The sequence below is a fragment of the Paenibacillus sp. DS2015 genome, from assembly GCF_050433705.1.
GTDB lineage: Bacteria > Bacillota > Bacilli > Paenibacillales > Paenibacillaceae > Paenibacillus_AQ.
This window is the reverse complement of the sequence record NZ_JBNPWS010000035.1, coordinates 26,545-41,315: the sequence shown is the minus strand read 5'-3', so window position 1 is coordinate 41,315 and position 14,771 is coordinate 26,545. Positions and strand designations below refer to the sequence as shown.

Genomic DNA, 14,771 nt, shown 5'->3' with positions numbered 1-14,771 from the left:
AAGCCATTCATCACTGGATTGATTCATCCATATTTGTATATTAACAGAAAGCTTGCAATCGGTTAATGCCTAATATGCTCGTTTCGTGACAAAATGGGCGATATCCTTCAAATTTCTTTTGATTTTGAGGTCTGGGAGCTCCGCTAGAGCTCCGAGAGCTTTATTAATATATTGGGTAGCGAGTTGCTCTGCTCTTTGAGTTCCAGAACTGTCTTTGATCATTCGTATAGCGTTTGATACATCACATTGGCCGTTCATATGATGAATACGTGTAATCTCGTAAAGTAAACGTTCACGTATGACTTGATCTTGCAGAGCATAAATAACAGGTAACGTAATATTCCCTTGCCGAATATCGTTGCCTGGTGGTTTACCAATCTGCTTCTCGGTTCCACATAGATCTAATAAATCATCTTGAATTTGAAAAGCCATCCCTACGTTATACCCATACTGATACAACAAGTTACTGATTCTAGGATCTGCATTAACCGCAATGGCACCAAGCTGACAACTAACTGCGATCAGAAGAGCCGTCTTCCGACGAATCCGTAACAAGTAACGCCTTACACTCTGCTCTGTGTTGAAGAAATCCCGAATTTGCTCCATTTCACCAATAGACATTTCAACCATAGCTTTGGATAATCTCTGATGAATTTCTGGGTTAGGCAATTGGGTGGCCACTAGCAATGCTTTAGCGTATATGAAATCACCTGTATACATAGCGATCTTATTATCCCATTTAGATTTCACAGTCAATTGACCACGACGAGTATCTGCATCATCTATAACGTCATCGTGAACGAGCGAAGCCATATGAATAAGTTCAAGTGAGACAGCCACATTCTTCAAACTCTCAATCTCATAATCTCCGAATTTCCCACCCATCAATACAAAAACAGGACGCAGTCTTTTCCCCCCTGCCTTCAGTAGGTGAAGAGACGTTTCATTCAGTAATTCATTTCCCTCGATGCTTCGGAACAATTCTCGCTCTATGTATTCCATATCTTTTCTGAGCGTGCCGAAGATGTCTAATCTCTTCATTCCTTCACCCATGCCAGCATTTTATGGTCCCATATTTCCATGTGTATCTCATGTTGCACAAGCCCTAATTCATAGGCGTATCGGAAATAAAGTTGCAACCCTTCATACTGTCTCTCTCCAAAGTCATAACATAAATTCTTAAAATATTTATCCCAATATTCCGCAGTTCCACCGACGGTAGAACACGCTTCTTCAACAAGAGGCTTCAAATTGGCCAGACTACGTGCCTTGCTCTCTTGAAGGGCTTCTACAATCTCAGCAATAGCCTCGGGCTTTCTTAGCACTGCGGAACGATTAACAGCCCACACTGCGAATGTCATACTATATCCGGTCCATTCTTTCCACCATGCCCCCAGATCAGTGACAACATATCCATGATCTTCCCACGAAGCTTTGATGGCGTTATCTCCAATTAGAAGTGCCGCATCAGCTATACTCATCATGTCCTCTAAATTAGGTTCTGTTGTAATATACGTTGGATGTACTCCTAACGCTTTACTCATTAGAATTTTGAGCAAATTCACAGAGGTAGCAGACGTATTAGTAAGGGCAATGGTTCCATGCTCCATCATATCTAGAGGTTTACGCGAGAACAGCAAGATGGATTTCACAGGTCCGTCAGCACTTACAGATAATTCTGGAAGCAATAATAGCTGTTCTGAAGACAATCCATAGGCGAATGAGGACAAGCCTCCTATATCAATACTTCCATCACTCATCCCTTGGTTTAAAAAGGAGGGGACTTCCGACACCATAGATGCTGGCTCTTGAAGAGTACTAGGATCAAAGTAGTGAAAAATAGGCCATGCATTTGTATATTTTATTTTTCCAATGATGGTCTTCTTATTGCCAAGCACTGACATCCTTATCCCTCCCATCTCTTAAATAATTGGTGTTCCATTCGTAGACTGTCCAGTACCTTACCAACGACGAAATTAATCATATCGTCCAAACTTTGTGGTTTGAAATAAAAAGCTGGCATCGCCGGGATCATTCTGACACCTAATCGCGACAACTTAAGCATATTCTCCAAATGAATAGCATGTAGGGGAGTTTCACGTGGTACGAGTACCAATGGATGACCTTCCTTTAACATCACATCAGCCGCACGTGTCATCAAATTATCCGAGGAGCCATTCGCGATTGCCGATAATGTCCCCATGGAACAAGGAACGATGATCATTCCCTCCACTTGAAAAGAACCACTAGCAATCGAGGCACCGATATCAGCTATAGGATGATAATGAAAAGATCCAGAATATTGTCCGAAGTTCTCATTCAGAACAGCTTCCCTATCTGATATTTTCCATCCTAACTCCTCATTCAGCACACGCCAACCAGCGTTAGATATAACCAGATGTACATCCTTATTCTGCGATAGTAAAGTCTCGATCAACCGAATGCCATAGATCGAACCACTTGCTCCTGTTATTCCAACAATCCAACGTTGCTTCTTTAAAGAATCGTTCAAGAGTATTGCACCACCAAATCAATCATAGTGAAGACAAATACAACAATACTAAGCACACTATTCATCGTGAAGAAAGCTGTTTGTAGCTTACTCATGTCCTTAGGCGACAGAATGAAATGTTCATAGAATAGAATGGCAGAGGCAATGATCATTCCTGCAAAATACCACCAGCTAAGTTCTGTCAAGAAGAACAGAAGTAGAAAACCAACAGCGGTAATCACATGAAATACGCGTGCAATGATTAAAGAACGATGAAGTCCAAAACGAACCGGAATAGAGTGTAATCCTTCTTTTTTATCAAAATCCAAATCCTGAATCGCATATATAATATCAAAACCTGCTGTCCAGAATGCCAGCGTAATATAGAATATCCAAGCATTTAAGTCCACGCTACCCGTAACCGCCACCCATCCTCCAAGTGGAGCCAAAGCTGTGGTTAACCCAAGCACGACGTGACAGAGCCATGTAAATCTTTTGGTGTAAGAATAAATAACGAGCATGAACACAGCAACCGGAAGTAATTTGACTGCCAGTGGAGATAACTCAAAAGCTGCCCAGAAGAGAAGAACAAATGATATCACGGTGAAAACAATAACCTCGATCGTTTTGAGTAGTCCGGCTGGAATTGCCCGTTTAGCTGTTCTTGGGTTCTTCTTGTCAATCACTTGGTCAATCATTCGATTTAAACCAAATGCCGCACTACGTGCACCGAATAAAGCCATAAGTATCCAGCCTATCTGCGCCCATGAAGGAAGCTCTCCATTGACACTCACCGACCCCAGTAATGCCCCCATGAAGGCAAAAGGTAAAGCAAATAATGTATGTTCAATTTTGATCATTTCTAAGTAAATACCTATTTTCTTAAACATGCTGATTCTCCTTGATCCCAATATGTAATGCCGCAATACCAGCGGTTAAGGAATAGGCTTCAACTTGTTGTAATCCAATCTGACGGAAAACATCAGCGAGTTCATCCCTTCCTGGAAATAGAGCAAGTGACTCAGGTAACCATTTGTATTGCTCATATTTTGAAGCGAATAACTTCCCTAGATTCGGCAATATTTTCTGGAAATAGAAAAAATAGACTCCCTTAAAAGGCTGACGTGTTGGTTTCGATAATTCCAGACATACGACCATTCCGCCAGGCTTAACGACTCGTTTCATTTCTTCAAGCACTTGTTTCAGATCCGGGACATTACGAAGTCCGAAACCTATCGTTGCATAATCAAAGCTATTATCCTCATATTCAAGGTTCATAGCGTTTCCCTCAACCAAAGTAATCCTATCGTTCATCTGCCGTTTCGCAATCTTACTGCGGCCGACCTCCAGCATGCCAGGACTAAAGTCTAAACCGACAATGTTACTCGTTGCACTTGCCTCAGCCAGACTGAGTGTCCAATCACATGTGCCACAACAAAGATCAATCGCGGTATCCCCAGATTTAACATTCATCTTGCGCATGGCAAATTTCCGCCAAGCCTTATGTCTACGGAAGCTTAATATATCGTTCATGATATCGTATTTGCCAGCAATACTCTCAAATACAGATTGAACATATTGTTCCTTAGGCTTTTCTTTACTTTCTGACGTTGTTCTCTCCAACAATATTCACCCTATCCCTCTCTTACACAGTTTCGGAAACATTCTGATAGCTAGCGAATGGTTCCAGTAATTGTCCAACTGCACGAAAACGCATATCACTGTTATTTACTTGTAGAGTATATTGTATCCTAGTGATGGTATGGCGTAACTTGTCCATTAGTTCTACACCTGAGATAAAAGGATAGCCCACCGATCGTCGTGGCCCTTTATTGACAGCATAAAGCTCTTGCATGAGTGTATCGCAAAGACTGAATTCTCGCAGCAGTTCTTGCCACAATCCTTGCACAGATTCTTCTAACATCGGAGTAAAAGAAAGAAACAGCTGCATATTCAGCTGTACCTTTAGCCGCAAATATTGTTCTGCAGATAATAACGAGCTACTGATCTTGCTGTAAAGGTTCATCTTCTGTATGTTCAAATCACAGATCGATTGGCTTAAAAGTCTAATGACCTCGATCTGCCCTTGAGCGGATAATAGCTGGTAGAAACGGCTACTAAAGTAATCTCCTGCGAGTACTTTCAATTGCCGGCATCGCATTTGACCTTCTGCCTGACTCCCTTCAACGGTATCAATGGTTTCGTGTGTATCGAGACCCATCTGCACCAAAGAAGTAACTAAGGCGTACAACTCTTCGTGATGCAATGGCTTACGGCTACCTTGATTCAAAAAAATATATAATAAATGCACACGGGCATCCGGAAAGGAGGGCAGTTCCGTGTGCTTTTGGATCATATCATATTCGGTATAGTCTTTTACGAGTAAGGGAATGCGGTAAGGTTTCATGATTAGCCTCCGAGCCATTAGCTTTAAACATTTGTGATGTTCACAATCTCGACTATTATAGCACATGTTAAAACACGGCGCACAGGGGTTTCTCTTTCTTTTCCAAGCGTTTACTGCATGTTAAACTGATTGTTCCATAGTTTCGTTTCGGTCACATGTAAGGTTTGTTTCAAGAGGGCTGTCAGAGGTCTGTCACCGTTGTTCTGCAGGCTTGTAGTGAGCTCCGAGCTCCATTCGTAACGACTGACATTTATAGCCAGAAGTAAGTACCTTGTATTTAACCATCTATCCTCAGCAACGAGTCGAAGCAGCAATTGATCTACATTCGGTGTGTTGTGAAAACTGAATGTCAAAGCTTCTGCCATATTCTGATACATATCCGCAACCGAACGCTCTGGTCCTTCAACCTTCAGATCCAAGCTGAGAATCGAACTTTTCCATTCCACCCTAACTATCGGCAATGTCAGCGGTAGCGAACTAAGCTCATCCACTAAATTATCAGGACTAAGTACAACACGTGACTGAGGGGTAAATGTAGCCGTAGCTTTTTGTTGTTCCAATGAGGTCTGGAATGAAAACAACTTTGGAAGGATTAATACAGCACCTAAACAAAGTAACATCGTACTACCCAGCAGAGTCCAGCGATTCATATAAAAACCCCTTTCACCTGTCTCTTCTAGTGTCGTCTTCACTATTGGAGTCCATACCTCATTGTACAATGGAAAAAAGCAGGCTATGCCTGCTTTTTTTAGCTTTCGCTCTCCACCATGCCATGTTTAGTCATTACTTGAGCTTTCCCACGGATTTTCACAGCTGAGGTATGATTGGTAAATTGAGCGATGAGCACTTCACCTTTATCCAACTTCTCTGTATGGTGAAAGCGAGTATCCTGCCCCCGAGTAAGCCCAATGACTTGTACACCGTTCTCTTTAGCTTTGACAACAATATAATCATCGTTATTCACTTGGTCCATATCAACATGCCTCCCATTCTTTCACGATAAATAGAAAAGAAAAGGCCGTGAACAAACGTCACGGGCCTCATTCTCATACTCTATTTGTTCTATGGATTTTGTGGAAATCTTATTTAATTCCATCCTTGAGCGCTTTACCTGGTTTGAATGCAGGAATTTTGCTCGCAGCGATTTCGATTTCTTCACCTGTTTGCGGGTTACGTCCTTTACGTGCAGAACGTTCGCGAACTTCAAAGTTACCGAATCCTACCAATTGTACTTTATCACCAGTTTGCAAAGCTCCAGCGATTGCTTCGAATACAGCATCAACTGCTTTCGTAGCGTCTTTTTTAGACAACTCAGAAGTTTCAGCAACTTGGGAAATCAGTTCAGATTTATTCATTTCTATTCACCTCCCCATTAAGAATGAGATCGATTGTTAATCTTTGTTTCCGCTTTGCCGTAAAATATACATTTAAATGACTTTTTACAGACAGAATCACCCTAAAAAGTGTAAAAACGTGTACGCGGAACAGATTTATACTAATACAGCTAATCCATAATATCAAGCATTTTAGGTCTTTGATCGATTTAAAACATAAAAAGTTACCGATAATGCCAGCACAAGAACCGTCCCCTTGACAATATCATGTGTAAAATACTGCAAATTCATCATTGTCAGACCATTCACTAGTACACCAATCAAAACGGACCCGATAAATGTACCTATGACATTCGGTTTGCCTGCACCAAACACCGAGAAACCGACAAATACAGCAGCAACAGCCTCCATTAGCAGAGGCGCGCCAGCGTCAATCTGTCCTGACCCAACCCGGGATGCAAATACAATTCCACCGATCGCTGCGAACAAACCTGAAGCTATATAAGCCCAAGTCCGAACCTTCTTAACTTTTATTCCTGACAAACGCGCCGCTTCCTCATTTCCACCTGTCACATACATTTGCCGTCCGTATTTCGTTCGCGTCAAGAAGATATGAACAAGAGCGACAGCAATCAACAATAGAATAACAGATATAGGAACGCCGAGCCATTTGCCTTGACCTAGTTGGAGAAAGGTCGGATTCATCTCCCCAGGCGCCTTGGTTCCATCTGGAAATTCCATATGATTGTAGATCGTATATCCTTGAGCATAGGTCTTATGAATACCACTAACAATATACATCACAGCCAACGTAGCCAGTAGATCAGGAATCTTTAATTTCACAATAAGCAGAGCATTCAACAAGCCAATGAGCGCCCCTATCAAAAGAGAACCTATGATAACAATATACAATGGCTGCTGATACCAGATCATTAACGAGGCCGCAACGACCGTAGTTAAAGAAACCGTTGAGCCAACCGATAAATCAAATCCATCTACGATAAGAGACAGCGTCACGCCTATGGCTACAAACGTCACAATAGTAATCGAACCGAGTATATCTGCCATATTCCCATATGTAAAAAAGTAAGGCAGTTTGATGGAAAAGAATGCAATGACTCCTAAGATTACCACAATTGCGCCATAACGAAACGCCAAGTTCATCAGTTTATCCTTCATCGTTAATCTCCTGACCCCCACTGGCATAATATAAAAGCTGTTCTGGAGTAGCCTCACTAGCTCCAAATTCTTTGGTGATTTCGCCATCGCACATGACCGCTACACGGTCACTTATTCCAATACCTTCCATGAGCTCGCATGTTAAATAGATAATACCTTTCCCCTGAGCTGCTAGAGAGCCTATGATACGAAAAATATCACTCTTGGCACCTATATCTACCCCTTTGGTAGGCTCATCAAAAATAAATACATCAGCGTCACTTTCCAGCCATTTACCAATGGCAACTTTCTGCTGATTACCTCCGCTTAAATACTGCACCATTTGTTTGCCTGAAGACACTTTAATTCCCAATGTATCGATGACTTTATTTCCATGACTCTTCTCTTGCTTACTAGAAATAAAACTCAATCTACTAAGTTTAGTAAGGATCGGCAAGCTGAGATTGTGATGAACAGATTCATGAATAAATATACCTTGCTTTCTGCGCTCTTCAGGGATAGACACGATGCCTGATTGAACAGCATCCGCTGGCTCCCTCAGCTTTAATCTCTTCCCATGGATACTTAATACCCCAGCTTCAAAAGTGTCTGCACCACTCAGTAAACGTGCTAACTCTGTCTTTCCCGCTCCTACTAACCCGACAATCGCGAGAACCTCACCACGGCGTACTTCAAGGTCTACCCCTCGGACCTTCATCCCTCTTCGAAGCCCCTTAGCTTGTAGAACGATATCTCCTATAGGAGCCTGGACCTTAGGGAATTCTTCCGTGAACGTTTTACCCAGCATGTTCCTGATGATAGACTCTGAGTCTGTATCGTTAGTCTTTGATGTACTTACGTTACGACCATCTCTCATCACCGTCACCAAATCACAATGGGTCAACACCTCTGATAATCGATGCGTAATAAATATACAAGCAACACCTCGATCTTTTAACAAATGAAGAATTCGAAAAAAGGATTCACTCTCACTCTGACTCAGGGGCGCTGTCGGTTCATCGAAGATAATTAGCTTAGCGTCCTGTGCCAGAATTCTGGCAAGGAGTACCATCTGCTTCTCTGCTAAACTTAACGCACTTACCTGTTGGTGAACATCTATGTTTACTCCCAGCTGTGCAAGAATTTCTGCAGACAAAGTTGCCATCCTGCTTGGCTTAATCCATACACTGGAGTCAGATGATGCTAGACGGTCTAGCATGACGTTCTCCGCCACACTAAGCTGTGCAACCAACGCAGCATCCACCTCTTGGTATACACAATAAATACCATTTGTTTTGGCATCCGCTGGTGAATGTATATCAAGAGCTGTTCCATTGCCTTCAATCAAACCACTATCCGGAAGGTAGGCACCAGACAGAATTTTCATTAGTGTACTCTTCCCAGCTCCGTTAGCTCCAAGAAGAGCATGAATCGTTCCACCACTTACGGCTAAATCAACCTGTTGCAAGGCAGGAACCCCGGCGAATTTTTTGCTAATGTTCTTCATTTCGAGTAGAAATGGTGATGATGCCATGATTAGGTTCCTCCCTTTTGTCATCGTTTACGAAAATCAACTGTTCGGTAATTCAATTCTATTTGCTATATTCCTTCATCCAATCTTGAAGACCTTGCCCACTACCGCCCCATCCTTCTACATACTTGGACAGTTCACTTGTGGAGATTTGCTCGTCAGGTAATTGATCATTGGATACATATACAGGATTTAGAACCACCGCATCATCGGTCTTGTCACCATGCAACTTCTGGTAAGCATATCTAACTTGTATCCGTCCGATATCCTTCGGATCAACTGCAGCTGAAGCCACCCATGGGTTGCTAGGGTCTTGTATCATTTGTAAATCCTCATCACTCATATCGATACCATATACTTTAATTTCATCGCGTCCTGCTTGTTGTATTGCACGTGAAGCCCCCTTAGCAAATTCATCCCAAGCCGTCCATACAGCGGATATTTCACCTTTTGGATACTGTTTCAAGATGGCGTCCATTTGTGTTTGTGTATCCAACGCAGGATTCTGTGCGTTACCGAAGGAAGCAATTTCTTTAATGTCCGGGTTTTCTTTTAAAAACTTAGCATAGGAGACTTGACGTCTTTCCATCGGTGCAAAACCCGCCACCCATACCTTCACGATATTCCCTTTACCGCCAATATCTTTCTTTAGTTGTTCCAACGTCAGCTCAGCCATCTGTTGATCGTCTTGTGATAATACAGTCACTCCTGGAACTTCCACAGAGGCATCAAACACAATAATCGGTATATTCTGTTCTACAGCTTTTTTTACCCCTGGAGTTAAAATTTCCGCAGTACCGTGATCCGTTAGAATGGCATCGAATTTTTGTGTAACTGCAGAATCAAGCAATGAAGCCATTTTGGCCTTATCATTATCCGCTACAAATTTTGTTAACGTTCCCCCAAACTTCTCAACTTCTTCTGTTACCCCTTGTACGTACTGTTGTGAGAAGGTCCCTGTATTAAATTCCATGATGAGAGCAATTCGTTTACCTTGCAACGGCTTATCTGAAGAAACTCCCGCCCCTTGTTCTTCATTTCCATTCGATGCTGACTTTGCTCCACAAGCACTCGTAATGAGCACTAACACTAACAGTAATGACAGCAATAAAGTTGGACTCTTTCTGAATTTTAATACCATGATTTCGTTTCCCCCTTGAGTTCTCTATGTGATATTATCATTTGAATATTTACTACTATAAGACTTAATCCCAAGTATGTAAATCGGTTTTTAAGATTTTAGTCAGATTATTAATATAAAACTCGGATATTTAGTTCCGATTTCATTCTTATTTCCTCACCTAAGCACCTGTAAAATAGGCCGTTATCTCTTCTCTGGCAGGAGAGAAACGGCCTTCTTGTTCTATATATAAGCTATAATTGCAGATAAGATGAGGTTACTTCGACTTGTTTTTCTAGTCATTTATTGAGTATTAACGTTCGATAATAATGTTGTTCAAATTAACATTAACTGGATTCGCAATGGTGTCTCCGACAGGGCATTTACTCTCCAAGAATCGTACAAATTCCTCTACTTTATCTTCCGGTGCATCGGTCTTGATTCGGAATGTATAGCGAATATCGGAGTAACCAGGACGAACCTCAGATTTGTTGAAAAACCCATCGAGATCAAGGTCTCCTTCAACATCCACGCTGAAATCATCGAGTTTAATATCGAACTTTGGCGCATAGACTCTGGCAACAATAGACTGGCAAGCTCCTAAAGATGCAAGCAGCGCTTCTACTGGATTCATCCCTGTATTTGTTCCCCCCAAGCTCTCCGGTTCGTCGATGGTTAATTCGAAATTTCTAGAAGTAGCTTTAACTTTAACACCTTCTAGTAATTGTGCAGTTGCTTTAAAGGTTTGAACGGCCATATTATAAATCTCCTTTGGTTATGTAGTTTTTTTACTCCATTGTATAATACCAACTTATCTACTAGGTATTATACGAATTTATTAAATACCTGTCAATCCATGAATTTGTAAGCGCGTTAGCATCAACCATAAGTTATGATATAAGGAGTTCTAATATGGAATATATTATGTGATATGAAGCTCTGAGAAGCGGAGAAAGAACATGTAATACATGTAAAAAACTGCATCTTTATGAGTTTCTACAACTACAAATAAAAAAACCGTAAACAGGATGTACATCCTGCTTACGGTTTTATTCTATCTTACCCTAATACGATTTTCTAAAGAATAATGGCAATCAATCCACCAGAACCCTCATTAATGATTCTACCTAATGTCTCCTGCAATTTGTAACGTGCGTTATCTGGCATCATCGCGATTTTACCCTGAATACCCTCACGAACAATGGAATGTAGCGAACGTCCGAAGATGTCTGAATCCCAAATCTTAATCGGATCATTCTCGAAATCCTGAATCAGATAGCGAACAAGCTCCTCGCTTTGCTTCTCGGTACCTATAATAGGTGAGAATTCAGACTCGACATCGACACGAATCATATGAATAGACGGAGCAGTCGCTTTCAACCGAACACCGAACCTTGATCCTTGTCTAATTAACTCAGGTTCATCTAGCGTCATTTCAGCAAGTGATGGTGCAGCAATACCATATCCCGTAGTCTTAACCATTTCCAGCGCCTCTGCGAATCGATCATACTCACGCTTGGCATGAGAGAACTCTTGCATCATTTGCAGCAAGTGATCTTTGCCACGAATTTCAACGCCCACAACTTCCATCAAAATCTGATCATATAACTCATCAGGTGCAAACAAATCAATCTCAGCAACACCTTGGCCCATGTTCATACCACTAAGTGCCGCACGATCAATAAATCCATAATCCATGAACTGAGCAACAACCCGATCCACATCACGGAGACGACGGATATCTTTTACCGTATCGCGAACTGAATTCTCATAATTGTTACGTAACCAGTGTTTCTCGTTCAATACCATAACCCAGCTTGGTAAGTTAACATTCACTTCATGGACTGGGAATTCGTATAGAACTTCACGTAGAACGCCCGTAACATCATCTTCAGTCATCGTAGCTGCGCTTAGGGACATGACAGGAATATCATACTTCACTGCCAATTCACTCCGCAATTGTAGAACCTCTTCACTCCGAGGCCGTGTCGAATTGATTACAAGCACAAAGGGTTTACCTACTTCTTTGAGTTCTGCGATAACACGTTCTTCTGCCTCCACATATGAACCACGAGGAATCTCAGCAATAGATCCATCCGTCGTGATCACTACACCTAACGTAGAATGCTCCTGAATGACCTTTCGCGTGCCAATCTCAGCTGCTTCCTGAAAAGGAATAGGTTCCTCAAACCAAGGTGTAGAAATCATTCGAGGTCCGTTCTCATCCTCGTAGCCTTTTGCACCTTCCACCGCGTATCCAACACAATCTACGAGGCGTATGTTTACATCTAATCCCTCGGCCACATTAATTTGGACTGCATTATTGGGAACAAATTTCGGTTCTGTTGTCATGATGGTTTTTCCCGCAGCACTTTGTGGAAGTTCATCCACCGCTCTAGCTCGATCTGCTTCATTCGTGATGTTTGGAAGTACGATCGTTTCCATGAATCGCTTGATAAATGTCGATTTACCCGTGCGGACTGCGCCGACGACCCCCAGGTATATATCGCCACCTGTGCGCTCGGCAATGTCCTTAAAAATATCTACCTTTTCCAAGAGAGATCCCCTCCTCATATTACTCCGAAGGAAAAATGCTTTTAGAGCATCCGCTTCGTGTTCCATCTGAGGCCTCAACCATGCTACGGATGAGCAACCTTGTCATGTCGTTAGTAGTCCGCCGCCGGAAGTTAAGAATCGGATCAGAACGGCAAAGCGGCGTTGCTCGTTCGGGCATTTGGACTAGTATCATATTATGTACCATTTCAAAACAATATGACGGGTATTTAATATATTTGGACAACTTCTTTCTTTCACATCATCATACGCCTGTGCCATCCAACTCATTATATTCATGAATGACTACTGTTATGACTCTAAACACCAAAAAGACCCGTCTTATTAGACGGATCAAAATACCTCACTCGGTTATCGATTCATTCAAAACTAGCTACAGGTTCACCATTCTCCCATACATAGGGTAATGATTTGACAGGAACGAGCTGCGAGGATTCTTCTAAATATACTCTTAAGTCCTTATTAGCTGTCGGTTTAGTATCACTATTATCAATCGCTTGCATGATATCAAAGGCATAATCAGCATATACAATCCCTTCGCCATCCATAATAAACTTCATATCCTGCCCTGAGTATACACTGGTAAGCTCAATCTTGGGGACACCTATTTTGACGAGATCAACGGTATGAACATTAGGATATAACAATTCACCTAAAGGTAGATCATTCGCGTGATTCCTTTTATATTTATCCACAGCTTGCTGTACTTCGTTGACCTTCTGAACGGTTACTAAATCCATTACCTTAATCGTTGGATTAGTCTCTTCATCCAAAATAAGGAAATATGCACTTCCGCCCATCTCAAAGGAGGTGGCTGGAATTTCATCGATATAACCTTTATTCTTCAGTTTGTTCATATCAACTCTGAATTTCTCATATCGAGGTGTATCCTGATCAGCATTTATTATCGGAAGCAAACCTTCTTCCTTCTGATAGTCGTCTACGGCTAATTGAATACGATTCACACTTTCACGATAAGAGACTAAATTCTGTTTCTTGTTCTCTCCAGAATAAAGACAGCCTGTAGCCATCAACATTAGCAATATCACCATGACCATGGAAGCAGCTTTTCTATAGCGCATATTCCATTGCTGTGCAACTACTTTAAGTCCCAAACGAACATCATCCTTTACTATAAAATCACCTGATTATCATCCACAGATCCTACCAGAGTTCATCATCATGATCCTTGTTTCTAGCCGCCTCAAGTTGCTTACGAACCGCCGCCTTTAGAGGGTCCTCAGGAATCATAACCGTCATTGTATTCTGAACTCTTGCTTGACAAGACAATCGTATGCCTCGATCCAATAACGATCCCAATTTACGTTTTTCAGCATCATTAGCAAGGGAGACGGATGATTCCTCCCCTTGACTCAACTCCACCTTACACATTAAACAAGCAGCTTTCCCTCCACATCTAGTTGCAATAAGTACTCCACATTTACGAGCTGCATCCAGAATCGTGGTTCCCGTTCTAACCGTAATCTTCTTCCCCATCGGCTTAAATGTAACTTCAACCTCCATCATAAATCACCTTCCTCTGTGCCACTTACACTAGCTATATTTCTGCAAACTAGAATAATCAAGTAAGGTAGATAACTGTTGTAAGTAGCAATCCTCTAATAGGTTTCTAGATAAGAGCTCGTCCATTAGTGGCGCGTGAACCTCCGGTTCATCCTTCATGATCTTAGCGATGGCTTGATAACGATCTGGACGATTCCTTAATAAGTTGAATATAAGCTCATGACTAAGTGGCATTAGGCGTATGGCAACCCCTTCAAGCTCTTTAGCCACTGCGTGCTGTTCAAGTGTAGTTTCCACTTGCACTTCATATACGGATCTGCCTACCATCACTTTAAAGTTGCCCACTAACTCCATTTGAGCTCCATTATATTGATAATGACTTAGTATTGATGAATACAAGCCACTTTGATTAATCACTTGCTCATCCACAGACCACTTAGCTAGGGCTTGATGCAGTACCTTTATCGAATCAGTATCTGCATACAGATCAATATCATGCGGAGGAGTTGTTAGCTTCACACCTTGAAGCAGCAAACCACAGCTCCCTCCAAGCAACCACTTCTTATGGGTTAGATTCAGATATTGTGCAGATTCTTTTAATGCATATTGCAAGTCAAGCGAGAACTGCATTT

17 protein-coding genes are annotated in these 14,771 nt (G+C 41.8%); all 17 read right to left on the bottom strand.

Annotated elements, in window-relative coordinates; translation table 11 throughout:
- Positions 1-69 precede the first annotated feature (69 nt).
- The 17 genes from J2T13_RS22295 to J2T13_RS22215 all read right to left on the bottom strand — a co-directional run bounded on the left by J2T13_RS22295 (position 70) and on the right by J2T13_RS22215 (position 14,769).
- Complete coding sequence (locus J2T13_RS22295) at positions 70-1,041, bottom strand: polyprenyl synthetase family protein (RefSeq protein WP_429374565.1); 972 nt, start codon at positions 1,039-1,041, stop codon at positions 70-72.
- A complete protein-coding gene (locus tag J2T13_RS22290; protein ID WP_429374564.1) occupies positions 1,038-1,904 on the bottom strand; it encodes a menaquinone biosynthetic enzyme MqnA/MqnD family protein in 867 nt (288 codons plus the stop codon). The genes J2T13_RS22295 and J2T13_RS22290 overlap by 4 nt, the downstream gene beginning before the upstream one ends.
- A gap of 2 nt (positions 1,905-1,906) precedes the next feature.
- Positions 1,907-2,512 carry a UbiX family flavin prenyltransferase gene (locus J2T13_RS22285; protein WP_429374563.1) on the bottom strand — a complete coding sequence of 202 codons (606 nt, stop codon included), beginning with the start codon at positions 2,510-2,512 and terminating at the stop codon, positions 1,907-1,909.
- Positions 2,509-3,381: a UbiA-like polyprenyltransferase gene (locus J2T13_RS22280; protein ID WP_429374562.1), complete on the bottom strand. Its 873-nt coding sequence runs from the start codon at positions 3,379-3,381 to the stop codon at positions 2,509-2,511. The genes J2T13_RS22285 and J2T13_RS22280 overlap by 4 nt, the downstream gene beginning before the upstream one ends.
- Positions 3,374-4,120 (bottom strand): demethylmenaquinone methyltransferase, encoded by a 747-nt coding sequence (locus tag J2T13_RS22275; RefSeq protein ID WP_429374582.1) that lies wholly within the window; start codon positions 4,118-4,120, stop codon positions 3,374-3,376. Before J2T13_RS22275 ends, J2T13_RS22280 begins: the two co-directional genes overlap by 8 nt.
- Before the next feature lie 16 nt (positions 4,121-4,136).
- Complete coding sequence (locus J2T13_RS22270; protein WP_429374561.1) at positions 4,137-4,898, bottom strand: heptaprenyl diphosphate synthase component 1; 762 nt, start codon at positions 4,896-4,898, stop codon at positions 4,137-4,139.
- Positions 4,899-5,008: 110 nt separating this feature from the next.
- The gene (locus tag J2T13_RS22265; protein WP_429374560.1) at positions 5,009-5,548 is read right to left on the bottom strand and encodes a hypothetical protein; all 540 of its coding nucleotides are present in this window, start codon (positions 5,546-5,548) and stop codon (positions 5,009-5,011) included.
- A 98-nt stretch (positions 5,549-5,646) separates the two neighbouring features.
- Positions 5,647-5,871 carry a trp RNA-binding attenuation protein MtrB gene (gene mtrB / locus J2T13_RS22260; protein ID WP_429374559.1) on the bottom strand — a complete coding sequence of 75 codons (225 nt, stop codon included), beginning with the start codon at positions 5,869-5,871 and terminating at the stop codon, positions 5,647-5,649.
- Positions 5,872-5,980: 109 nt separating this feature from the next.
- Entirely contained in the window at positions 5,981-6,253 is a 273-nt protein-coding gene (locus J2T13_RS22255; RefSeq protein ID WP_429374558.1) for an HU family DNA-binding protein, read from the bottom strand.
- A 171-nt stretch (positions 6,254-6,424) separates the two neighbouring features.
- Positions 6,425-7,411, bottom strand: a complete 987-nt coding sequence (locus J2T13_RS22250; RefSeq protein WP_429374557.1) for an ABC transporter permease — start codon at positions 7,409-7,411, stop codon at positions 6,425-6,427.
- Positions 7,401-8,924 (bottom strand): sugar ABC transporter ATP-binding protein, encoded by a 1,524-nt coding sequence (locus J2T13_RS22245; protein WP_429374556.1) that lies wholly within the window; start codon positions 8,922-8,924, stop codon positions 7,401-7,403. The genes J2T13_RS22250 and J2T13_RS22245 overlap by 11 nt, the downstream gene beginning before the upstream one ends.
- A gap of 58 nt (positions 8,925-8,982) precedes the next feature.
- The gene (locus tag J2T13_RS22240; RefSeq protein ID WP_429374555.1) at positions 8,983-10,062 is read right to left on the bottom strand and encodes a sugar ABC transporter substrate-binding protein; all 1,080 of its coding nucleotides are present in this window, start codon (positions 10,060-10,062) and stop codon (positions 8,983-8,985) included.
- A 292-nt stretch (positions 10,063-10,354) separates the two neighbouring features.
- A complete protein-coding gene (locus tag J2T13_RS22235; protein WP_429374554.1) occupies positions 10,355-10,798 on the bottom strand; it encodes an OsmC family protein in 444 nt (147 codons plus the stop codon).
- A gap of 320 nt (positions 10,799-11,118) precedes the next feature.
- Complete coding sequence (gene spoIVA / locus J2T13_RS22230; RefSeq protein ID WP_429374553.1) at positions 11,119-12,597, bottom strand: stage IV sporulation protein A; 1,479 nt, start codon at positions 12,595-12,597, stop codon at positions 11,119-11,121.
- 377 nt (positions 12,598-12,974) lie between these two features.
- Positions 12,975-13,730 (bottom strand): DUF3939 domain-containing protein, encoded by a 756-nt coding sequence (locus J2T13_RS22225; protein ID WP_429374552.1) that lies wholly within the window; start codon positions 13,728-13,730, stop codon positions 12,975-12,977.
- A 49-nt stretch (positions 13,731-13,779) separates the two neighbouring features.
- Positions 13,780-14,139, bottom strand: coding sequence for a 2Fe-2S iron-sulfur cluster-binding protein (locus J2T13_RS22220; protein WP_429374581.1), 360 nt, complete (start codon positions 14,137-14,139; stop codon positions 13,780-13,782).
- 30 nt (positions 14,140-14,169) lie between these two features.
- A complete protein-coding gene (locus J2T13_RS22215; RefSeq protein WP_429374551.1) occupies positions 14,170-14,769 on the bottom strand; it encodes a hypothetical protein in 600 nt (199 codons plus the stop codon).
- Between the last annotated feature and the right edge of the window lie 2 nt (positions 14,770-14,771).